This is a genomic window from Curtobacterium citri (genome assembly GCF_030362955.1).
GTDB classification, from domain to species: Bacteria; Actinomycetota; Actinomycetes; order Actinomycetales; family Microbacteriaceae; genus Curtobacterium; species Curtobacterium citri.
Genome location: NZ_JAUCML010000014.1, coordinates 1 through 20,724, shown reverse-complemented (window position 1 = coordinate 20,724; position 20,724 = coordinate 1). Strand labels below are relative to the sequence as shown.

Genomic DNA, 20,724 nt, shown 5'->3' with positions numbered 1-20,724 from the left:
CAAGGGTACCGGGCACTGCCCGCCCGTGGCGCGCTCTAAGCTGGGAGCATGGCGAGTTCCTGGTCACTGTCCACCCGTCTCCGCGGCCTGTTCCAGCGGAAGACCATCGACGAGACCACGTGGGACGACCTCGAGACCGCGTTGATCGGTGCGGATTTCGGCCCCGACATCGCGGACGAGGTCATCGAGGACCTCCACGCGCGCGTCGACCGCTACGGCACGACCGACCCCGCGGACCTGCAGCGCATGCTCCGCGAGGTCCTCGAGGAACGACTGTCGAAGCTCGACACCACGCTCAAGCTCAGCGCCCGGCCCGCCGTCGTGCTCGTCGTCGGCGTCAACGGCGTGGGCAAGACGACCACGATCGGCAAGTTCGCGAAGTTCCTCCGCACGTACGACCGCACCGTCGTCGTCGGCGCGGCGGACACCTTCCGCGCGGCGGCGGTCGAACAGGTGGCCACGTGGGCGCAGCGCGCCGGCGTCGAGGTCGTCCGGCCCGCGCAGCCCGGGCAGGACCCCGCGTCGGTCGCCTACCAGACCGTCGAGAAGGCGATCCACGACGGCACCGAGATCGTCGTCATCGACACCGCCGGTCGACTCCACACCAAGGCCGGCCTGATGGACGAGCTGACGAAGATCAAGCGCGTGGTCGAGAAGCAGACCGAGATCGCCGAGGTGCTCCTCGTGCTCGACGCCACCACGGGGCAGAACGGCCTCGCGCAGGCGCAGGCGTTCATCGAGGGCGCCGGCGTGACCGGACTCGTCATCACGAAGCTCGACGGCTCCGCCAAGGCCGGGTTCGTGCTCAGCGTGCAGGAGAAGACCGGCATCCCGATCAAGCTCATCGGGCAGGGCGAGGGCATCAACGACCTGACGGGCTTCACGCCGCACGTCTTCGTGCAGAACCTCGTGGGCTGATCGCGCGTACGGTCGGCCCCATGCCCGCACTGCTCGTCATCGCAATCATCGTCGGCCTCGTCCTGCTCTTCAGCGGGATCTTCGTCGCCGCCCTGAAGTTCCTGCTGTTCATCGGCATCGTGCTCATCCTGCTGGCAGTCGTCGGCTGGATCGTCCGGAGTGTCCGCAGCCGCGTGTAGGCGCGACCACCTGACGGACGGGAGGCCCGGTACCAGCTGGTACCGGGCCTCCCGTCCGTCTGCACGTCCCCACGCGCCGCACGCGCCTCACACGGCCTGGCGACCCGGCGCCGCGTCGAGCAGGTGGGCCAGGTGCGGCGGCACGGTGCCGCCACGCGCCACCGTCGCGCGGGCCCACAGGCGCCCCGCCCGGTACGACGACCGGACCAGGGGGCCCGCGAGGACGCCGGCGAACCCGATCCGCTCGGCGACCTCGCGGAGTTCGACGAACTCCTCCGGCGCGACCCAGCGCGCGACCGGCAGGTGCCGGGGCGAGGGCCGGAGGTACTGGGTCAGCGTGACGATGTCGGTGCCCGCGTCGTGGAGCTGCTGCAGGGCGTCCTCGACCTCGTCGCGTTCCTCGCCCATCCCGAGGATGAGGTTGGACTTCGTGACCAGACCGGCGTCGCGACCCTGCGTGATGACGTCGAGCGAGCGCTCGAAGCGGAACGCGGGCCGGATGCGCTTGAAGATGCGCGGGACGGTCTCGACGTTGTGCGCGAACACCTCGGGACGCGCGGCGAACACCTGCCCGAGCTGGTCCGGTCTACCGTTGAAGTCGGGGACCAGGATCTCGACCCCGGTGCCGGGCGACTGCTCGTGGATCTGCCGGATGGTCTCGGCGTAGAGCCAGGCGCCTCCGTCCTCGAGGTCGTCGCGGGCGACGCCGGTCACGGTGGCGTACTTGAGTCCCATCGACACGACCGAGTCGGCGACGCGGCGGGGTTCGTCGCGGTCGAGGTCCTCGGGCTTGCCGGTGTCGATCTGGCAGAAGTCGCACCGCCGGGTGCACTGTGAACCGCCGATGAGGAAGGTGGCCTCGCGGTCCTCCCAGCACTCGAAGATGTTCGGGCAGCCGGCCTCCTGGCACACGGTGTGGAGCTGCTTGTCGCGGACCAGGCCGGAGAGCTCGCGGAACTCCGGTCCCTGCGTCGCCCGTGTCTTGATCCACGCGGGCTTCACCTCGATGGGTGTCGCGGCGTTGCGGGCCTCGACGCGGAGCATCCGTCGGCCGTCGGGGGCGAGGGTCATGCGGCGACCTCCTGTCGCGTGGTGCTGCTGATGCGGTCGCCGGTATGCATGCCGTCGACCGCCTGCTGGACCCGCGGACCGACGAGGGCGGCGACCTCGTCGACGGTGACGGCCCGGCCGGCGGCGCGGCTCAGGGTGGTGACGCCCGCGTCGGCGATCCCGCAGGGCACGATCGCCGCGTAGGCGTCGAGGGCGTTCGTGCAGTTGATCGCGATGCCGTGGCTCGTGACACCCTCGGCCACGTGCAGGCCGATCGCGCCGACCTTGTCGAGGTCCGCCCCGGCCGCGCGCGGGACCCACGCGCCGCTCCGCCCGTCGACCCGGACGGCGGTCACCCCGACCGCCGCGGCGACGTCGATGACGACCTGCTCGAGGTCGCGCACCCACGCCAGGACGTCGAGCGGCTCCGCCAGCCGGACGATCGGGTAGACGACGAGCTGACCGGGGCCGTGCCACGTGATGCGGCCGCCGCGGTCGACCTCGACCACGGGGGAGCCGTCCGTCGGCAGGTCGGTGGGCTCGGTGCGGCGGCCGGCGGTGTACACCGACGGGTGCTCGCAGAGGACCACGACGCCCGGCGACCGTCCGGCCACCACGTCGGACCGGTACCCGCGCTGCACCGCCACACCCGCCGCGTGGTCGAGCAGGCCGGGCCACCGGATGATCTCGAGTTCTCCCACGAGGAGCACCGTACGGCAGTTCCTGGACGGAGTACAACAACCGGAGCGAGCGTCTGCAGGGGCCGCGACGGGCTGGACGGTAGGATCGACGGATCATGGCGCAATTCGGCTCACTCTCCGATCGGCTGACCGAGACCTTCCGCAACCTGCGGAGCAAGGGTCGGCTGACCCCGTCCGACGTCGACGGCACCGTCCGCGAGATCCGCCGGGCGCTGCTCGACGCGGACGTCGCGCTCGAGGTCGTCAAGGCCTTCACCGCCTCGGTGCGGGAGCGCGCGCTCTCCGACGAGGTCAACAAGGCACTCAACCCGGCCCAGCAGGTCGTCCAGATCGTCAACGAGGAACTCGTCGGCATCCTCGGCGGCCAGCAGCGACGACTCGAGTTCGCGAAGCGGCCGCCGACGGTCATCATGCTCGCGGGCCTCCAGGGTGCCGGCAAGACGACCCTCGCGGGCAAGCTCGGCAAGTGGCTCAAGAAGGACGGCCACACCCCGATGCTCGTCGCGGCGGACCTCCAGCGTCCGAACGCCGTGCAGCAGCTGCAGGTCGTCGGTGAGCAGGCCGGCGTGCACGTCTTCGCGCCGGAGCCCGGCAACGGCGTCGGCGACCCGGTGAAGGTCGCGAAGAACGCGATCAAGGCCGCGGTCGACCAGCAGTACGACACCGTCATCGTGGACACCGCCGGTCGTCTCGGCGTCGACGCCGAGCTGATGAAGCAGGCGGCGAACATCCGCAAGGCCGTCGACCCGGACGAGGTCCTGTTCGTCATCGACGCGATGATCGGTCAGGACGCCGTGAACACCGCCCGTGCCTTCCAGGAGGGCGTCGACTTCACCGGCGTCGTCCTGTCGAAGCTCGACGGCGACGCCCGCGGTGGTGCGGCCCTGTCGGTCGCCAGCGTGACCGGTCGTCCGATCATGTTCGCGTCCACGGGCGAGGGGCTCGACGACTTCGAGCCGTTCCACCCGGACCGCATGGCGAGCCGCATCCTCGACCTCGGCGACATCCTCTCGCTCATCGAGCAGGCGCAGCAGGCGTTCGACGAGGACGAGGCCCGCAAGGTCGCCGAGAAGATCGCGACCGACTCGTTCACGCTCGACGACTTCCTGGCGCAGATGCAGCAGCTGCGCAAGGCCGGCTCGATCAAGGGCATGCTCGGCATGCTCCCGGGTGCCAAGGGCATGCGCGAGGCGCTCGACAACTTCGACGAGGGCGAGATCGTCCGGACCGAGGCGATCATCCAGTCGATGACGAAGCAGGAGCGTCAGCTCCCGAAGCTCCTCAACGGCTCGCGGCGGCTCCGCATCGCCAAGGGTTCCGGCACGACCGTGACCGAGGTCAACGCCCTCGTGAACCGCTTCGAGCAGGCGGCCAAGATGATGAAGACGGTCGCGCGCGGCGGTGTGCCGCAGATGCCGGGCATGGGCCCCATCCCGGGCATGCACGGTGGCAAGAAGAAGCAGCAGCAGGGCGGTGCCAAGAAGAAGAAGGTCGGCAACCCCGCCAAGCGTGCGGCCCTGGCCTCCGGTGCGGCGGCGCAGCCGCAGCAGCAGGCGCCGAGCGGGTCGGGCTTCGGCTTCGGTGGCGCTGCCAAGGGCGGGAAGGCGCCGAGCGAGGAAGAGCTCGCCAGCCTGCAGAAGTTCCTGGGCCGCTAGTCGCGACCCCCTGATGGACGAGCCCCTGACGGACGGGAGGCCCGGTACCAGCTGGTACCGGGCCTCCCGTCCGTTCCGTGGTGGCGTCTAGAGCGACTCCCGCAGCTCCGTCACCAGGTGACGGACGACCGCGCGGAGGTCGCCACCGTTCTCCTGCGCGACCCGGAGCTGCCGCTGGTACGACGCACCGTCGGCGATCATCGTGTCCAGGTGGTGCAGCTCCTGCTGGCAGCCGAGCCGCTCGGCGATCGGGTCGAGGCGTTCGACCAGGTCGTGGACCTCGTCCGTGACCAGGCGTTCGTCGCCGGCGGCGTTCGTGATGATCTCCGCCTCCATGCCGTAGCGCGCCGCGCGCCACTTGTTCTCGCGGATGAACCACGGCTGCATCGACGGCAGGGTCTCGCCGCGGTCGAGGCGGTCGGAGAGCGCGGTGACCAGGCACTGGACGAACGCGGTGACGGCGCCGACCTCGTGCAGGGTCGAGATGCCGTCCGAGACGCGGTTCTCGAGCGTGCCCCAGCCGGGCGACGGGCGGATGTCCCACCGCAGGTCCTTGAAGCCCTCGATCACGCCGGTCCTCGTCAGGTCGTCGACGACCGTCTCGAAGTCGGCCCACCCGGCGACGTCCGGCGGAAGCCCACCGGTCGGCAGCTGCTGGAACATGAGCGCCCGGTTCGACGCGTACCCGGTGTCGGTGCCGCCCCAGAACGGGCTCGACGCGGTGAAGGCCTGCAGGTGCGGCACGTAGGCGAGCATCGCGTTCATGATCGGCACCGCCTTGTCGCGGTCGTCGATCCCGACGTGCACGTGGACACCCCAGATGAGCATCTGCCGACCCCACCAGCGCGTCCGGTCGATGAGCGTCGTGTAGTGCTCGCTGTCCGGGGTGATCTCCTGCTGGTCCCACACCGCGAAGGGGTGCGTGCCCGAGCACATCACCTGCGCGTCGAGGGGCTCGGCCGCGTCGACGACCTCACCGATGATGCCCGCGAGCTCCCGCGTCGCGCCGCCGACCGTGTCGTGCACGCCGGTGACGACCTCGACCGTGTTCGTGAGGAGCTCCTCGGTGACCCGGTCGGGGTCGCCGAGGCGTTCCTGCACGGCGGAGATCACGGCGGGGGCACGGGGCGCGAGGTCACCGGTGTCGCGGTCGACCAGCGGGAGCTCCCACTCGACGCCGAGGGTCGACGGGCGGGACTCGGTGAAGCGGATGTCCATGCAGCCATCCTGCCCGTCGGGTTGGAGGGTCGGCACAAGGAACTCGGACCGCACCACGTCGTCGGGCAGAGTGGTGTCATGAGCACCGTCGCTTCGACGCCCGTGGTCCCGGACGTGCTCCGGACCGTCGCGTCGCCCTGGACCCTCGGACCGCTGCACCTGCGGAACCGGGTGGTGATGGGCTCGATGCACACCGGGCTCGAGGTGCTCGACGACGGCGGGGCCGCCCTCGCCGCGTTCTACCGCGAGCGCGCGGCCGGGGGCGTCGGCTGCATCGTCACGGGCGGGATCGCGATCAGCGACGAGGCCCGCGGGGGCCCGGACTTCGCGGTGTTCGGCGCCGGGGGAGCGGACGAGCGCTTCCGCGTCGCGGTCGAGGCCGTGCACGAGGAGGGCGGGGCCGTCCTCGCGCAGCTGTTCCACGCGGGACGGTACGCACTCGCCAGCGGGATGGTCGACCGGCACGGACGTCCCCAGCGCGTCGTGGCGCCCAGCGCCTTGCCGTGGGCCGCGGCCCGTGGTGTCGTGCCGACGGAGCTGACGGCGGACGAGGTCGGCCGGACCGTCGAGGACTTCGCCGCCGCCGCCCGGGCGGCCCGGGCGATCGGCTTCGACGGCGTCGAGATCATGGCGTCTGAGGGGTACCTGGTCAACCAGTTCCAGTCGCCGCTGACGAACCTGCGTGACGACGAGTGGGGCGGGGACGCCGTCCGTCGGCGCCGTTTCGCGGTCGAGGTCGTGCGGGCCGTCCGCAGCGCGGTGCCGGACCTCGCCGTCACGATCCGGCTGTCGGGCGCTGACCTCATGCCGGGGTCGACGACCGAGGACGAGGTCGACGCCCTCATGCAGGACCTGCTGCCGCTCGGTCTCGACGGCATCTCCGTGGGGATCGGCTGGCACGAGTCGCGCACGCCGACCGTGCAGGCGGCGGTGCCGCACGGGGCGTGGCTCGCGTACGCCGCCCGGGTCGCCCGGGTCGTGCGGGCGTCGGACCACCCGGAGGTCCGGGTGATCGCGTCGAACCGGATGACCGACCTGCGGGACGGCGAGGCCGTGCTCGGCGACGGGCTCCTCGACGCGGTGGCCCTGGCCCGGCCGTTCCTCGCCGACCCCGACCTGGTGCGGCGCTCGCTCGACGGCCGCTTCGACCTCGTCAACACCTGCATCGGCTGCAACCAGGCCTGCCTCGACCGCTCGATCGTCGGTGCGCCGGTCTCCTGCCTGGTGAACCCGCGTGCCGGCCGCGAGCTGGCGTTCCCCGCCCGTCCGACGACCGCGCCGAAGCGGGTCGACGTGGTGGGCGGCGGTCCCGCGGGGCTCGCGGCCGCCGTGGACGCCGCACGTCGTGGCCACCGCGTCACCCTGTGGGAGGCCGACCGTGCCCTCGGCGGGCAGTTCGCCCTCGCCGCGGCGATCCCGGGCAAGGAGGACTACGCCGCCACCGTCCGTGCCGCACGGGCCGAGCTCGACGACCGCGGTGCCACGGTCCACCTCGGACGGGCCGCCACGACCACGGACCTGCTCGGCAGCGACGCCGTCGTGCTCGCCCCCGGTGTGGTCCCGCGCGTGGTCGACCTGCCGGGCGCGGACCTGCCGCACGTGATGTCGTACGAGACGGCGCTCCGCGACGGCGTCCCGCCGGGCACCGTCGCGGTCGTCGGCGGGGGTGGCATCGGTGTCGACACCGCGGCGTTCCTGGTGGAGTCGCCCGACGAGGTCGTCCGCGCCGCGGCGTTCGCCGAGCGGTGGGACGTCGACGTCGCCGCGGACGTCATCGGCGACGTGCCGCAGCGCCTGCCCGCGTCGGACCGGTCGCTCCGGCCCGGGGACCAGGTGACGGTGCTCCGCCGGTCGGGCCGGTTCGGGCAGGGCGTGGGCATCACCTCGCGGTGGGTCGCGGTCGGGCGGCTGCGGGACGCCGGGGTGCGGATGGTCGGCGGCGTGCAGGAGTACCTCCGGATCGAACCGGGCGCGCTCTGGATCCGCGACGAGGACGGGCTCGAGCGGGCGGTCCCGGCCGACCACGTGGTGGTGTGCGCCGGCCAGGAGCGGGCGTCCGGACCGGACACCGACGGTGTCGACGGCCTGGTGGCGGCGCTCCGTGCGGCGGGTGTCGCGCACGAGGTGGTCGGCGGTGCCCGGGACGCCCGGAGCGTCGACGCGGTGCGGGCGACGAGCGAGGCGCTCGAGGCCGTCCGACGCCTCGCGCCGTGACCCAATGGTGCACCGGCGCGTCCTGACTCGCTTCTCGGCGGGAAACCTGCAAGAATGAACGGTCGAATCGCGTCTGCTCGACCCTCTATCCAGCAGGTCGCGACTCCCTTCGAGCTTCCACCGCGCGTGCCCCCACGCCCGCGGTTCCGGTTCAACCACAACAACACGCAACAGGAGTAATTGTGGCTGTCAAGATCCGTCTCAAGCGCCTCGGCAAGATCCGTGCGCCCTACTACCGCATCGTCGTCGCCGACTCGCGCACCAAGCGCGACGGTCGTGTGATCGAGGAGATCGGTCAGTACCACCCGACCGAGGAGCCCTCGGTCATCAAGATCGAGTCCGAGCGTGCGCTCTACTGGCTCGGCGTCGGCGCGCAGCCGACCGAGCAGGTCGCGGCGCTCCTCAAGCTCACCGGCGACTGGGGCAAGTTCAAGGGCGAGGGCAACACCGAGTCCACCGTCAAGGTCGCCGAGCCGAAGCAGGCCTTCGTCGCGGACACCGCCAAGAAGGCCGTCCTCAAGCCGAAGTCGGAGAAGACGGCCCCGGCCGCTGCTCCGGCCGAGTCGGCCGACGACGCCGCCGAGACGACCGAGGCCTGATTCCTTGCTCGACTCTGCGCTGACGCACCTCGTCAAGGGGATCGTCGATCACCCGGACGACGTCCGCGTCGCCAGTTCCACCTCCGCGCGTGGCGAGGTCCTCGAGGTGCGTGTGCACCCCGAGGACCTCGGTCGCGTGATCGGTCGCGCCGGACGGACCGCGAAGGCGCTCCGCACCCTCGTCTCGGCTCTCGCCGACGGCAAGCGGGTGCGGGTCGACGTGGTCGACACCGATTCCTAGGGAGACGACCCAGCTCCGGGTGGGTCGAATCACGAAGGCGCACGGGCTCAAGGGCGGCATCAAGCTCGAGCTCTACACCGACGACCCGGATCGTCGGTTCACGCCGGGGGCCGAGTTCACCCTCCAGGTCCCCGCGGACTCCCCGTGGTCGGGCAAGACCCTGACCATCGACGAGCTCCGCTGGTACAACGGCCACCCGGTCGCCTTCTTCGAGGGCGTCGCGGACCGCACCGCCGCCGAGTCCCTCGCGCGGGCGATCCTCTGGGTCGAGCAGGACGCCGACGCCGAGACCGGTGAGGACGACGCCTGGTACGACCACCAGCTCGTCGGGCTCCGGGTCCTCCGCGACGGCGTCGATGTGGGCACCGTCGCACGGGTCGACCACCTGCCGGCGCAGGACCTGCTGGCCGTCGACACCCCCGACCGCGGCGAGGTGCTCGTGCCGTTCGTCTCGGCGATCGTGCCGTCGGTCGACATCGAGGCCGGCACGGTCACGGTGACGCCGCCGACCGGCCTGTTCGAGGACCCCGAGGACACCTCGCGGCCCGAGACGATCTCCTAGGCCGCCGTGCGCATCGACATCGTCACGATCTTCCCGGAGTTCTTCTCCGTCCTCGACGTCTCCCTGCTCGGGAAGGCCCGCGTCGACGGGCTGCTCGACGTGCACGTGCACGACCTGCGCTCGTGGACGACGGACCGGCACCGGACCGTCGACGACACCCCGTACGGCGGTGGCGCCGGCATGGTCATGAAGCCGGAGCCGTGGGCACAGGCGCTGTCGGCGGTCCTCCGCGACGACGGCTCGTCGACCCTGGTCGTCCCGACCCCTGCCGGTCGGCCGTTCACGCAGGCGATCGCGCGGTCCCTCGCCGCGGACACCGACCACCTCGTGTTCGCCTGCGGGCGGTACGAGGGCATCGACGCCCGCGTGTTCGAGTGGGCGGCGTCCCGGTGCTCGGTCGTCGAGCTCTCGCTCGGCGACTACGTGCTGAACGGTGGCGAGGTCGCCGCGATGGCGATGATCGAGGCCGTCGGACGACTGGTGCCCGGCGTCGTCGGCAACCCCGAGTCGCTCGTCGAGGAGTCGCACGAGGACGGCCTGCTCGAGTACCCCTCGTACACGAAGCCGGCGGTCTGGCGTGACCTCGAGGTGCCGGACGTGCTGCTCAGCGGGCACCACGCCCGGGTCGCCGCGTGGCGGCACGAGCAGCAGGTGGAGCGGACGCGACGCGTCCGCCCGGACCTGCTGCCCGACGACACCGCGCGCTGACCCGACGACGGGGCGGACGGGAGGCGCGGTACCAGCCGGTACCGCGCCTCCCGTCCGTCAGTCCGTCACCTCGGCGCGCTGGGCGCGACGCAGGGTCAGGACCTCGGGACCGGCGTCGGTGACGGCGACCGTGTGCTCGACGTGCGCGGCGCGCGAGCCGTCGACGCTCTTGAGCGTCCAGCCGTCCTCGTCCTGCACCAGCTCGTCGGTGCCCTGCATGAGCCACGGCTCGATCGCGACGACGAGGCCGGGACGGAGCTTCAGGCCACGGCCGGGGCGGCCGTCGTTCGGCACGTGCGGCTCGCCGTGCATCGTGCGCCCGACGCCGTGCCCGCCGAACTGCGTGTTCACCGCGAACCCGGCGTCCTTCGCGACGCGGCCGATGGCGTACGAGACGTCACCGAGCTTGTTGCCCGGGCGGAACTGCTCGATGCCGGCGGCCAGGGCGCGTTCGACGGTCGTGATGAGCCGCTGGTCCTCGTCGCGGGGCGTACCGACCTGCACGGTGACGGCGGAGTCCGCGACCCAGCCGTCCACGCTCGCGGCGAAGTCGAGGCTGACGAGGTCGCCGTCCACGAGCACGCGGTCGTGGGGGAGTCCGTGCAGTGCGGCGTCGTTGACCGACGTGCAGAGGTTCCTGCCGAAGGGCGAGTTGCCGAAGGACGGGTGGTAGTCGACGTAGCAGCTCACCGCACCCCGGTCGGCGATCATGCGGGCGGCGACGCGGTCGAGGTCGAGCAGGTTCACGCCCACGTCGACGGTCTCGAGCAGTTCGTCGAGCACGTCGGCGACGAACCGACCGGCGGCGCGCAGGCCCTCCAGTTCGGCGGGGGTGCGGAGTTCGATCATGCTCCCATCCTGCACCGGTTGGCGGGGACCGCCGTCCTGTGGCAGGATGGGTGGCTGTGCCCTGGCTGGACTCTGCCACGGGGGAGTCGCCGATTCCGGGTACACCACTTCCTTCCACCACCGATCCGCGGCGACCCGTGCGCGTCCGCAGAGAGTGAACGACCATGCAGCTCCTCGACCACGTCGACGCAGCGTCCCTGCGCACCGACGTCCCGGACTTCCGTCCCGGCGACACCATCAAGGTGCACGTCAACATCATCGAAGGCACGCGCTCGCGTGTCCAGGTCTTCCAGGGCGTCGTCATCGCGCGCCAGGGTCACGGCCTCGGCGAGACCTTCAAGGTCCGCAAGGTGAGCTTCCAGGTCGGCGTCGAGCGCTGGTTCCCGGTGCACTCCCCGATCATCGACCACATCGAGGTCGTCACCCGCGGTGACGTCCGCCGCGCGAAGCTGTACTACCTGCGCGAGCTGCGCGGCAAGGCGGCCCGCCGCAAGATCAAGGAGAAGCGCGACGCCTGATCGCCTTCACAGTGAGCGCCCGCGAGCCGGGTGCCGCTGGACGCCCCTCGTCGATGTACGGTTGTGCATCGACGGGGGGCTTTCCCGTCGTGCGCGCCGTCCAGGCGCGAACGGTCTGCACGCTCGTCGAGCGTGAGTGGGAACCTGCACGCTCCTCGAGCGTGGGTGTGAACGAGAGCTGGGATGACGGACACGACGCAAGGATCGGGGCGCCGCCCGCAGACCGAGAAGAAGGGCAACGGCGTCCTGACGTTCCTGCGGGACCTCGTCATCATCTTCCTCGCCGCGCTGCTCGTCTCGTTCCTCGTGAAGACGTTCCTGATCCGGTCGTTCTACATCCCGTCGGCGTCCATGGAGGACACGCTCCAGATCAACGACCGGGTGATCGTCAACGAACTCGTGCCGGACGTCGTGTCGCTCAAGCGCGGGGACGTCGTCGTCTTCAAGGACCCGGGCGGCTGGCTCACCGGCACCGAGGTGCCGAGCGTGGCGCCGACGACGCAGCCGGCGAAGGCGATCGACTTCCTGCTCACCCAGGTCGGGCTCGGGACCGGTGACAGCGACGACCACCTCATCAAGCGGGTGATCGGCCTGCCGGGCGACAAGGTGACCTGCTGCAACGACCTCGGGCAGATGTCGGTGAACGGCGTGCCGCTCAAGGAGCCGTACACGCTGCTGCCGAGCGGGGCGCCGGCGTCTGCCGACCCGTTCTCGGTCACCGTCCCCGAGGGCACCATCTGGGTGATGGGCGACAACCGCAACGACTCGAAGGACTCCCGCTACAACCGCGACACCCCGTCGAAGGGCTTCGTGCCGCTGTCCGACGTCACCGGTCGCGCCTTCGTCATCTCGTGGCCGATGAGCCGCTGGACCTGGCTCGACGACCACCCCGAGGTCTTCGCGGGCGTGGAGGAGAAGGACGAGTGACCGCCGTCCGGCCGTCGCTCCGTGTCGAGAAGCGGTTGCTCGGCGCCGGTCGTGTGACGGTCATCGGCATGGACGAGGTCGGCCGCGGGGCGATCGCGGGCCCGGTCGCGGTCGGTGTCGCCGCCGTGACGGTCGACGTCGGCCGCGTGCCCCAGGGGCTCGCCGACTCGAAGCTCCTGTCCGCGCCCCGGCGCACCGAGCTGGTGCCCGTGGTGCGACGGTGGGCGCGCACGGCCGTCGGGATGACCGCCGCCGAGGTCGTCGACCAGCAGGGGATCGTCCCCGCGTTGGGACAGGCCGGCGCGGCAGCCCTCGGCGAACTGGTGCGTGACGGACTGTCGCTCGACGGTGCCGTCGTCGTGCTCGACGGGTCCTCCGACTGGCTCTCCCGCGCGCTGCCGCCGGGTCTCGCCCCCACGGACGGGCCGCTCGAGGTCGTCGTCCGCGTCAAGGCGGACCGCGACTGCGCGTCGGTCGCCGCGGCGTCGGTCGTGGCGAAGGTCGAGCGGGACGCCCTGATGGTGGCCGCCCACGACGACGCCCCGCACTACGCCTGGGCGTCGAACAAGGGGTACGGGTCGACGGCCCACTACGACGGCATCCGGGCCGTCGGAGCGCACGCGCTGCACCGCAAGAGCTGGCTGCACCAGGCGTCGGCCGTGGCCCTCGACGGCTTCGACCTGCTCTCCGCCGTCGGCTGAGACCGCGTCGTCCATCGTCGGTCCGGTCGCCGTAGACTGTGCGGGCGATGGATGACGACGAATTCGACGACTACGACCGCGAGGTCGAACTTGCCCTGTACCGCGAGTACCGCGACGTCGTGTCGCAGTTCCGGTACGTGGTCGAGACCGAGCGGCGGTTCTACCTGGCGAACGAGGTCGACCTCGTGCGCCGTGACACCGAGCACGACTTCTACTTCGAACTGACGATGAACGACGTGTGGGTCTGGGACGTCTACCGTTCCGACCGTTTCGTGAAGTCCGTCCGTGTGCTCACCTTCAAGGACGTGAACGTCGAGGAACTCACCTCGCGGGAACTCGAACTCCCGAAGGAACTCGCGCTCGACGAGTGATCTTCGACTTCGTGTCGGGAATTGCGACGCGAGGTCATTCCGGTGACATTCCTGCAATTGTCGCGCTACGGTGGTGGAGATCCCCACCCCTCGACCCAGGAGCACGACATGGCACAGAAGGTCACCGTCCAGCTTGTCGACGACCTCGACGACTCGCCCATCACCGCCGGTGAAGGCCGGACCGTCGAATTCGCATTCGACGGTTCCAACTACGAGATCGACCTGTCCGACGACAACGTGGACAAGTTCCGCGAGGCGATCTCCGACTACGTCGCCGCAGCACGCAAGGTCTCCGGCCGCCGTTCCGGTGGGAGCGCCGGTTCCGCGCCGAAGTCCGCCCCGAAGCGCGGCAACTCCGAGGAACTCGCCAAGATCCGCGACTGGGCGAAGGAGAACGGGTACGAGGTCTCGAGCCGCGGCCGTATCTCCACGCAGGTGCAGGAAGCGTACGCAGCCGCACACTGACGCTGCCGTTCCAGGACCCCGGGTGATCGTGGATCGCCCGGGGTCCTGTCATTCCTGCACAGCAATTCCATGACATGTGCTCTTCCACAGTCTGTGTTCTCCACCGGCGGTGGAACGCCTCGTTCGGTGATCGTCGTGTTCGGAGGCGACGACATGGAACGACGAACACTCGGCAGGTACGGCGAAGACCGCGCCGTGGAATGGTTGACCGCGCAGGGGTACCGGGTGGTGCAACGCAATTGGCGGTGTGCACGGGGTGAGATCGACGTCGTGGCCCGGCAGGACGACACACTCGTCTTCGTCGAGGTGAAGACGCGCGCCGGCACGACGACCGGTCACCCGTTGGAGGCGATCACGCCCGCGAAGGCCGCCCGGCTGCGTCGGCTGGTGCCGATGTGGTTCGCCGCGCACCCCGGGGTGCACGCGCGGGCGATCCGGGTGGACGCGGTCGCGGTGCACGTCGACGGCGACCGGTGCGGGTTCGAGCACGTGGCGGGTGTCCTGTGAGCGGCATCGGTCGGTCCGCCGCGGTCGCGCTGCTCGGGGTGACCGGGCGGCGGATCGAGGTCGAGGCGCACCTCACGAGCCAGCTGCCGGCCTTCAGCATCATCGGCCTGCCGGACACCTCGTTGGGCGAGGCCCGCGAGCGGGTCCGGGCGGCCGCGGCGAACGCAGGAGCCCCGCTGCCCGCACGGCGCATCACGGTCAACCTGACCCCGGCGGCCGTCCCGAAGCGGGGGTCCGGGTTCGACCTCGCGATCGCCATGGCCGTCCTGGCCGGGGCGGACGTCGCGCCACACGTCGACGAGCGGGTGGTGTACATCGGCGAGCTCGGGCTCGACGGGCGGCTCCGTCCCGTCCCGGGGGTGGTCCCGATGCTCCTCACGGCGCGGGACGCCGGGGTCGCCCGGGTGGTGCTGCCCACCGGCAACGCCGACGAGGCCCGGTTCGTCCGCGACGTGGACGTCCACCCCGTCGACTCGCTCCGCGCCGCGGCCATCGACGCCGGGGCGCTGCTGCCACCGGTCGAGGTCGAGCCGGTCCTCGTCCCGCCGGCCCTGCCCGAGCGGTCGCCCGTCGCTGAACTGGCCGACATCGTCGGGAACCCTGTCGGCGTGCGTGCCCTCGTCACCGCGGCGGCCGGTGGGCACCACGCACTGTTCGTGGGACCACCCGGGGCGGGGAAGACCATGCTCGCGGAGCGGCTGCCCGGACTGCTGCCGGACCTCGACGACGAGGCCGCGCTCGAGGTCGCGGCGGTGCGTTCGGTCGCCGGGCACGGAGCGGCGTCGTGGACGACCCGCCCGCCGTGGGAGGCCCCGCACCACTCCGCCTCCGCGGTGTCGCTGATCGGTGGCGGATCCGGCACGGTACGACCGGGTGCGGTGTCCCGTGCGACGCGGGGCGTGCTCTTCCTCGACGAGGCGCCGGAGTTCCCGCGCGCGGTGCTCGACGCACTCCGGCAGCCGCTCGAGTCCGGGCGGATCACCGTGCACCGGGCAGCGGGTGCGGCCGAGTTCCCCGCGCGCTGCCAGGTCGTGCTCGCCGCGAACCCGTGTCCGTGCGGCAACGCCGGGTCGGCGCAGCAGCCGTGCGAGTGCCCGCCGGCGGCCGTGCGGCGGTACCTCGGTCGGATGTCCGGGCCGCTCCTCGACCGGATGGACGTGCGCGTCCGGGTCCCGCGGGTCACGACCGGGCTGATCCGCGGTGCGGACGGCGCCACCCCGACGACCGCCGAGGCCAGGCAGGCCGTCGCGGCCGCCCGGGCCGTGATGCGCGACCGGCTCGCCGGGACGGGCTGGACCCGCAACGCCGAGGTCTCCGGGGCGTGGCTCCGCGGTCCCGGTCGTGCGGTCCCCGGAGCCACCGCGGTCCTCGACCACGCGCTCGACCTGGGGACGCTGACGATGCGGGGGTGGGACCGCGCGATGCGCGTGGCCTGGACCCTCGCGGACCTGCAGGGCGCGGACCGGCCGGACGACCGGCACGTCCGCGACGCCCTCGCGCTCCGGAGTGCGCTGTGAACGGCGGCGTCGACCTGCTCGCGGCCGTCCGCACCCTGCTCGGGCCGGTCGGCGGTGGTCCCACCGATGTGATCGACCCGGTCGAGGCCGCCGCGCGGGTGGCGTGGTCGGCCGTGGTCGAGCCCGGGGATGCGGTCGCCGGTGCGCTCGTGCAGGGACTCGGGGCGGAACGTGCCCTGGCGTCCGTCCGGGCGGCGGAGGACGACGGTCCGCTCGCCCTGGTCGAGGAGTGCGCGGACGCCGGGGTCCCCGGCGCGGAGGACCCGGTGGCGTTCCTCGGCACCGTGGGCTCGGCGCTCGAGCGGTGGGGACCGCGGCTGGCCCGCTGCGACGTGTCCGCGGTCGTCGCGGCGGCCGTGACGACCGGCGCGCGGTTGCTCGTCCCCGGGTCGGCCGCGTGGCCGGCAGGGGTGGACGACCTCGGACCCCACGCCCCGGTCGTCCTCTGGACCCGGTGCGGACGAGCAGCGCCGGGACCGGCCCTCGCCGTCGTGGGGTCGCGGGCGAACACCGTGGCGGGCGCCGAGGCGACGGCGGAGATCACCTCGGCGGCGGCCGACGCCGGGTGCACGATCGTCAGCGGCGGCGCCTACGGCATCGACGCCACCGCGCACCGGGTGGCCGTCGCGGCGGGCACCCCGACGACCGCGGTCCTCGCGGGCGGGATCGACCAGCTCTACCCGGCCGGCAACGTCGAGCTGCTGCGGAACGTCGCGCGGCAGGGTGCGCTGCTCGCCGAGTCGCCGCCCGGGACGCGACCGACCCGGTGGCGGTTCCTCGCGCGGAACCGGCTGATCGCCGCGCTGGGGAGCGCGACCGTGGTGGTGGAGGCGGGAGCGCGGTCCGGGGCGCTCAACACCGCACACCACGCCGCGCAGCTGGGCCGCCCGGTCTTCGCGGTGCCCGGGGCGTTCTCGTCGCCGGCGTCGGTGGGGTGTCACCGGTTGGTCGTGGAGGGGCGGGCGCAGCTCGTGGTCCGACCGGGTGACCCCGTCGACGCGGTGGTCGGTCCACGCCGTCCGCGGGGCGGTCGGCACGTGCTGCACGCCGACGAACCGCTCGCGCCGGGGCGGGAGGACCCGGAGGTGCTGCGGGTGCTCGACGCGCTGGGCCGGCGGGCGCTGGGGGAGCAGGAGCTCGCCGTCCGCTCGGGGATGTCCTTCGCCGAGGTCGCGGACGCCCTCGCGCTGGCCGAGCTGCAGGGGCTCGTCGTGCACGGCGTCGGCGGGTGGACCCGGTCGTGACGCGGCACGCGCCTACCCTGGGGTCGTGGCGGAGCGGACGGACGGACGGATCGTGGCGGCGGTGGAGTCGTTCCTCGAGCACGTCCGGCACGCCAGGGGGCTCAGCGACCAGACCGTCCGTGCCTACGCGAACGACCTCGACCACTTCGTCGCCTTCGCTGCGGCGCGGGGGAGCACCGGCCTGCAGGACCTCGGGCTCGAACTGCTGCGCGACTGGCTCTGGGAGGCGGACCAGCGCGGACTCGCCCGGTCCACCATCGCGCGTCGGTCGTCGTCCGTGCGGGCCTTCACGCGGTGGGCGAGCGAGACCGGCGTGCTCGCGACCGACCCCGGGGTGCGGTTGCGCGCGCCGAAGGGTGCCACCCACCTGCCGCGGGTGGTCTCCTCGGACCAGGTGCGCATGGTGCTCGACCAGCTCGCGGTCCGTGCGGACACCGACGGCGCGGGTGCGTTGCGGGACCTCGCGGTCGTCGAGCTCCTCTACGCGGCCGCCATCCGCGTGAGCGAGCTCGTGGGCATCGACGTCGTCGACCTCGACCGCTCCCGGCTGACGGTGCGGGTCCTCGGCAAGGGCGGCAAGGAGCGCGTGGTGCCGTTCGGGGTGCCCGCGCGCGATGCCCTGGAGGCCTGGCTCGAGCGCGGACGGCCGGTCCTCGGTGGCCGGACGACACCGCCGGAGCCGTCGGCGCTGTTCCTCGGCGACCGGGGCGCGCGCCTCGGGGTGCGGAGCGCGTACCGCATCGTCGCCCGGGCCCTCGAGGGGCTGCCGGGCGCGGGACCGAGCGGGCCGCACACCTTCCGGCACACGGCTGCGACACACCTGCTCGACGGCGGAGCGGACCTCCGTGCCGTGCAGGAGCTGCTCGGGCACGCGAGCCTCGGGACGACCCAGGTCTACACGCACGTGTCCTCCGCCCGGCTGCGGGAGGTCTACCGCACGGCGCACCCGCGCGCCTGACCGTCCCCGGTCGCCCCGGTCGCCCCGGTCGCCACGGTCACCCCGGCCACGCCGACTCCGGCAGCAGCACGGGCCAGTCGGCCGACGGCAGGTAGGGGAGCGGATCGACGTACCGTCCGTCCACGCGCGCACCGAGGTGCAGGCAGGGCGCGGTCGCGGGACAGTGGCCGACGGCGACCGTGCCCACGGGGTCGCCCTGCGCCACCGTCGTGCCAGCGACGACCGCGGGGTCGACCGAGTCGAGGGTGCTCACCAGGCCGCCGCCGTGGTCGATCGTCACGACCCCCCGCCCGGCCACCGGCCCCGCGAACGTGACCGTGCCGTCCGCCACCGCGACCGCCGTCGTGCCGACCGGCGCGGCGACGTCGATGCCGCGGTGGCCGGCTGCGTACTCGTCCGACGGCTGCTCCCAGCCCCGGACGACCTCGCGCGCTCCGGTCGGCCACACCCACGGCGCGGCAGCCTCGCCGGGCCGGTCACCGTCCCGGGGCACCGCGGCGGACAGCAGCCGCGGTGCACCGGGGACGATCGAATCCGGCGCGACGACCACGGCGGTCGTGGACCCGGCCGCGACGCCCACGGCGGCGGTGACGACCACCGCGACGACCGCCGCGACGACCACCGTGACGACCGTCCGTGGTCCGGTCCGTGCAGGTGGCGTGCGCATGACCCGAGGATCGCGGAGCGGGACCACCTCGGACACGACGGCAGGGTGCGCTGTGGACGGCGGCCCGCCCCACCCACCCCGTGCAGGAACGCCGCGCCCCAGCGACGGAGTCGCGCCCGATCCGCACGACACCTCCGCCGCGACACCTCCTCCGCGACACCGCACGCGTCGATCGACACGTCGAACGTTGCAGAACGCGTGCGACCCAGGCGCACCACCCGAACCCGGCCCACGCCCTCCCCGACCTCGGCCCCGGCGCGCCCACCGCACCCCGATGTGCCCCGGCGGCCACCAGCGAGTACAGTCGGGCGCGCTCCGGAACCACGCAACGCCGCTCGGACGGCGAACAAGCCGACCGCCGGGGCACCGTGCGCCACCCAGCACGGCGGCAGGAACCTGGAGCACCGTGTCGAACACGTCCACCCAGCACGGCGAGGACCGTGCGTTCAAGGGGAAGGTCACCCTGTTCGCCATCGCGGCGGCAGTCGGTGGGTTCCTCTTCGGATTCGACTCCTCCGTCATCAACGGAGCCGTCGACGCGATCAAGGGCGAGTTCGGCCTGTCCGACGCCGCCAGCGGCTTCGCGGTCGCGTCCGCGCTCATCGGCTGTGCCTTCGGCGCCTACTTCGCCGGCCGCCTGGCCGACCGCTGGGGCCGCACCCGCGTGATGTTCTGGGCCGCGGTGCTCTTCTTCATCAGCTCGATCGGCAGCGCCTTCGCCTTCGCCACCTGGGACCTCGTGATCTGGCGTCTCGTGGGCGGTCTCGGCATCGGGACCGCGTCGGTCATCGCCCCCGCGTACATCTCCGAGGTGTCCCCGAAGGCCATCCGCGGCCGTCTGGCGTCCTTCCAGCAGCTCGCGATCACGCTCGGCATCTTCGCCGCCCTGCTGTCCGACCAGCTCTTCGCGGTCACGGCCGGCGGCGCCTCGGAACAGGTCCTCGGCCTCGCCGCCTGGCGCTGGATGTTCCTCGTCGGCGTCGTCCCGTCGGTCGTCTACGGCGTGCTCGCCATCACCCTGCCGGAGTCGCCGCGCTTCCTGCTCGCCAAGGGCCGGAAGGACGATGCCCGCGACGTCATGGGCAAGATCGTCCCGCGTGACACGGTGAACACGAGCCTCGAGGAGATCCAGGACGGCATCGAGAAGGAGGCCACCGAGAAGAAGGGCTCCATCCGGGGCAACCGCTTCGGCCTCCAGCCGATCGTCTGGGTCGGCATCATCCTCGCCGTCCTGCAGCAGTTCGTCGGCATCAACGTGATCTTCTACTACTCGACCACGCTCTGGCAGGCGGTCGGGTTCAAGGAGGAGCAGTCCTTCCTCATCTCGACGATCACCTCGGTGGTCAACGTCGCCGTGACCTTCATCGCGATCTTCACGGTGGACAAGCTCGGCCGGAAGCCGCTGCTCGTCGCCGGGTCGTCGGGCATGTTCGTGTCGCTGACGATGGTCGCGATCGCGTTCTCGCAGGCGTCGATCGTCGACGGTGAGCCGCAGCTCCCCGGCGCGTGGGGCGTCATCGCGCTGATCTTCGCGAACCTGTTCGTCGTGTCGTTCGGCGCCACGTGGGGGCCGCTCATGTGGGTGCTCCTCGGCGAGATGTTCCCGAACCGCATCCGTGCGACCGCGCTCGGCATCGGCTCGGCCGCCAACTGGGTCGCGAACTTCGTCGTCACGATCTCGTTCCCGGTGCTGTCCGGCTTCAACCTGACGGTCACGTACGGCATCTACGCCCTGTTCGCCCTGCTCTCCCTCTTCTTCGTCATCGCGAAGATCCCGGAGACGAAGGGTCGCTCGCTCGAGGAGATGGGCATCACGGCGGAGGGCGAGACGGTCTCCGCGAAGTAGCGGGGGCTGCGCGTCACCACCTGACGGGAGGCGGGGGGGGGGGGGGGGCCCCCCCCCCCCCCCCCGCGGGGGGGGGGCGGCCCCCCCCCCCCGCCCCCCCCCCGGGCCC

Annotated in this window: 23 protein-coding genes; 18 read left to right on the top strand and 5 right to left on the bottom strand. The window is 72.3% G+C overall.

Going from position 1 to position 20,724, the window contains the following annotated elements; genetic code table 11:
- Window positions 1-48: 48 nt before the first annotated feature.
- On the top strand, window positions 49-918 hold the full coding sequence (gene ftsY / locus QUG92_RS16085) for a signal recognition particle-docking protein FtsY (protein ID WP_069710671.1): 870 nt from the start codon (window positions 49-51) through the stop codon (window positions 916-918).
- Between the two features lie 20 nt (window positions 919-938).
- A complete protein-coding gene (locus QUG92_RS16080) occupies window positions 939-1,097 on the top strand; it encodes a hypothetical protein (RefSeq protein WP_182047838.1) in 159 nt (52 codons plus the stop codon).
- Window positions 1,098-1,184: 87 nt separating this feature from the next.
- On the opposite strand, the gene lipA is transcribed toward QUG92_RS16080, so the two are convergent.
- Complete coding sequence (lipA, locus tag QUG92_RS16075) at window positions 1,185-2,168, bottom strand: lipoyl synthase (RefSeq protein ID WP_182047836.1); 984 nt, start codon at window positions 2,166-2,168, stop codon at window positions 1,185-1,187.
- Window positions 2,165-2,833, bottom strand: a complete 669-nt coding sequence (gene lipB, locus QUG92_RS16070; RefSeq protein ID WP_434533055.1) for a lipoyl(octanoyl) transferase LipB — start codon at window positions 2,831-2,833, stop codon at window positions 2,165-2,167. The genes lipA and lipB overlap by 4 nt, the downstream gene beginning before the upstream one ends.
- Before the next feature lie 110 nt (window positions 2,834-2,943).
- On the opposite strand from lipB, the gene ffh reads away from it, so the two are divergent.
- Window positions 2,944-4,503 (top strand): signal recognition particle protein, encoded by a 1,560-nt coding sequence (gene ffh, locus QUG92_RS16065; RefSeq protein ID WP_289459965.1) that lies wholly within the window; start codon window positions 2,944-2,946, stop codon window positions 4,501-4,503.
- Between the two features lie 87 nt (window positions 4,504-4,590).
- On the opposite strand, the gene QUG92_RS16060 is transcribed toward ffh, so the two are convergent.
- Window positions 4,591-5,721, bottom strand: a complete 1,131-nt coding sequence (locus QUG92_RS16060) for a glutamate--cysteine ligase (RefSeq protein ID WP_289459964.1) — start codon at window positions 5,719-5,721, stop codon at window positions 4,591-4,593.
- Window positions 5,722-5,799: 78 nt separating this feature from the next.
- On the opposite strand from QUG92_RS16060, the gene QUG92_RS16055 reads away from it, so the two are divergent.
- From QUG92_RS16055 to trmD, 5 genes are all read left to right on the top strand, one after another.
- A complete protein-coding gene (locus QUG92_RS16055; protein ID WP_289459963.1) occupies window positions 5,800-7,935 on the top strand; it encodes an oxidoreductase in 2,136 nt (711 codons plus the stop codon).
- Between the two features lie 182 nt (window positions 7,936-8,117).
- A complete protein-coding gene (rpsP, locus tag QUG92_RS16050; protein WP_066654835.1) occupies window positions 8,118-8,534 on the top strand; it encodes a 30S ribosomal protein S16 in 417 nt (138 codons plus the stop codon).
- Window positions 8,535-8,538: 4 nt separating this feature from the next.
- Window positions 8,539-8,775 (top strand): RNA-binding protein, encoded by a 237-nt coding sequence (locus QUG92_RS16045; protein ID WP_058730104.1) that lies wholly within the window; start codon window positions 8,539-8,541, stop codon window positions 8,773-8,775.
- Window positions 8,776-8,794: 19 nt separating this feature from the next.
- Complete coding sequence (gene rimM, locus QUG92_RS16040) at window positions 8,795-9,337, top strand: ribosome maturation factor RimM (protein ID WP_434533053.1); 543 nt, start codon at window positions 8,795-8,797, stop codon at window positions 9,335-9,337.
- Between the two features lie 6 nt (window positions 9,338-9,343).
- Window positions 9,344-10,045, top strand: coding sequence for a tRNA (guanosine(37)-N1)-methyltransferase TrmD (gene trmD / locus QUG92_RS16035; RefSeq protein WP_289459962.1), 702 nt, complete (start codon window positions 9,344-9,346; stop codon window positions 10,043-10,045).
- Window positions 10,046-10,102: 57 nt separating this feature from the next.
- On the opposite strand, the gene map is transcribed toward trmD, so the two are convergent.
- Entirely contained in the window at window positions 10,103-10,894 is a 792-nt protein-coding gene (gene map, locus QUG92_RS16030) for a type I methionyl aminopeptidase (RefSeq protein WP_289459961.1), read from the bottom strand.
- Between the two features lie 164 nt (window positions 10,895-11,058).
- Between map and rplS the strand changes: the two genes are divergently transcribed.
- The 9 genes from rplS to QUG92_RS15985 all read left to right on the top strand — a co-directional run bounded on the left by rplS (window position 11,059) and on the right by QUG92_RS15985 (window position 18,102).
- Complete coding sequence (gene rplS, locus QUG92_RS16025; protein WP_058730094.1) at window positions 11,059-11,412, top strand: 50S ribosomal protein L19; 354 nt, start codon at window positions 11,059-11,061, stop codon at window positions 11,410-11,412.
- 183 nt (window positions 11,413-11,595) lie between these two features.
- Window positions 11,596-12,339, top strand: coding sequence for a signal peptidase I (lepB, locus tag QUG92_RS16020; protein ID WP_182047820.1), 744 nt, complete (start codon window positions 11,596-11,598; stop codon window positions 12,337-12,339).
- Entirely contained in the window at window positions 12,336-13,040 is a 705-nt protein-coding gene (rnhB, locus tag QUG92_RS16015) for a ribonuclease HII (protein ID WP_289459960.1), read from the top strand. The genes lepB and rnhB overlap by 4 nt, the downstream gene beginning before the upstream one ends.
- Before the next feature lie 47 nt (window positions 13,041-13,087).
- The gene (locus QUG92_RS16010) at window positions 13,088-13,411 is read left to right on the top strand and encodes a DUF2469 family protein (protein WP_058730091.1); all 324 of its coding nucleotides are present in this window, start codon (window positions 13,088-13,090) and stop codon (window positions 13,409-13,411) included.
- 108 nt (window positions 13,412-13,519) lie between these two features.
- On the top strand, window positions 13,520-13,876 hold the full coding sequence (locus QUG92_RS16005) for a histone-like nucleoid-structuring protein Lsr2 (RefSeq protein WP_069710680.1): 357 nt from the start codon (window positions 13,520-13,522) through the stop codon (window positions 13,874-13,876).
- A gap of 153 nt (window positions 13,877-14,029) precedes the next feature.
- Entirely contained in the window at window positions 14,030-14,383 is a 354-nt protein-coding gene (locus tag QUG92_RS16000; protein WP_289459959.1) for a YraN family protein, read from the top strand.
- A complete protein-coding gene (locus QUG92_RS15995) occupies window positions 14,380-15,900 on the top strand; it encodes a YifB family Mg chelatase-like AAA ATPase (protein ID WP_289459958.1) in 1,521 nt (506 codons plus the stop codon). Before QUG92_RS16000 ends, QUG92_RS15995 begins: the two co-directional genes overlap by 4 nt.
- Window positions 15,897-17,144, top strand: a complete 1,248-nt coding sequence (dprA, locus tag QUG92_RS15990) for a DNA-processing protein DprA (protein WP_289459957.1) — start codon at window positions 15,897-15,899, stop codon at window positions 17,142-17,144. The genes QUG92_RS15995 and dprA overlap by 4 nt, the downstream gene beginning before the upstream one ends.
- A 25-nt stretch (window positions 17,145-17,169) precedes the next feature.
- Window positions 17,170-18,102 carry a tyrosine recombinase XerC gene (locus QUG92_RS15985; protein ID WP_289459956.1) on the top strand — a complete coding sequence of 311 codons (933 nt, stop codon included), beginning with the start codon at window positions 17,170-17,172 and terminating at the stop codon, window positions 18,100-18,102.
- 37 nt (window positions 18,103-18,139) lie between these two features.
- Here the strand turns inward: QUG92_RS15985 and QUG92_RS15980 are convergent, their stop codons facing one another.
- The gene (locus tag QUG92_RS15980; protein ID WP_289459955.1) at window positions 18,140-18,769 is read right to left on the bottom strand and encodes a murein hydrolase activator EnvC family protein; all 630 of its coding nucleotides are present in this window, start codon (window positions 18,767-18,769) and stop codon (window positions 18,140-18,142) included.
- A 406-nt stretch (window positions 18,770-19,175) separates the two neighbouring features.
- On the opposite strand from QUG92_RS15980, the gene QUG92_RS15975 reads away from it, so the two are divergent.
- A complete protein-coding gene (locus QUG92_RS15975) occupies window positions 19,176-20,615 on the top strand; it encodes a sugar porter family MFS transporter (protein WP_182047886.1) in 1,440 nt (479 codons plus the stop codon).
- Window positions 20,616-20,724: the final 109 nt, after the last annotated feature.

Coding starts and splice junctions, on each gene's coding strand:
- ftsY (WP_069710671.1), top strand. CDS start 49: ATGGCGAGTTCCTGGTCACTGTCCACCCGTCTCCGCGGCCTGTTCCAG.
- QUG92_RS16080 (WP_182047838.1), top strand. CDS start 939: ATGCCCGCACTGCTCGTCATCGCAATCATCGTCGGCCTCGTCCTGCTC.
- lipA (WP_182047836.1), bottom strand. CDS start 2,168: ATGACCCTCGCCCCCGACGGCCGACGGATGCTCCGCGTCGAGGCCCGC.
- ffh (WP_289459965.1), top strand. CDS start 2,944: ATGGCGCAATTCGGCTCACTCTCCGATCGGCTGACCGAGACCTTCCGC.
- QUG92_RS16060 (WP_289459964.1), bottom strand. CDS start 5,721: ATGGACATCCGCTTCACCGAGTCCCGCCCGTCGACCCTCGGCGTCGAG.
- QUG92_RS16055 (WP_289459963.1), top strand. CDS start 5,800: ATGAGCACCGTCGCTTCGACGCCCGTGGTCCCGGACGTGCTCCGGACC.
- map (WP_289459961.1), bottom strand. CDS start 10,894: ATGATCGAACTCCGCACCCCCGCCGAACTGGAGGGCCTGCGCGCCGCC.
- rplS (WP_058730094.1), top strand. CDS start 11,059: ATGCAGCTCCTCGACCACGTCGACGCAGCGTCCCTGCGCACCGACGTC.
- lepB (WP_182047820.1), top strand. CDS start 11,596: ATGACGGACACGACGCAAGGATCGGGGCGCCGCCCGCAGACCGAGAAG.
- QUG92_RS16010 (WP_058730091.1), top strand. CDS start 13,088: ATGGATGACGACGAATTCGACGACTACGACCGCGAGGTCGAACTTGCC.
- QUG92_RS16005 (WP_069710680.1), top strand. CDS start 13,520: ATGGCACAGAAGGTCACCGTCCAGCTTGTCGACGACCTCGACGACTCG.
- QUG92_RS16000 (WP_289459959.1), top strand. CDS start 14,030: ATGGAACGACGAACACTCGGCAGGTACGGCGAAGACCGCGCCGTGGAA.
- QUG92_RS15980 (WP_289459955.1), bottom strand. CDS start 18,769: ATGCGCACGCCACCTGCACGGACCGGACCACGGACGGTCGTCACGGTG.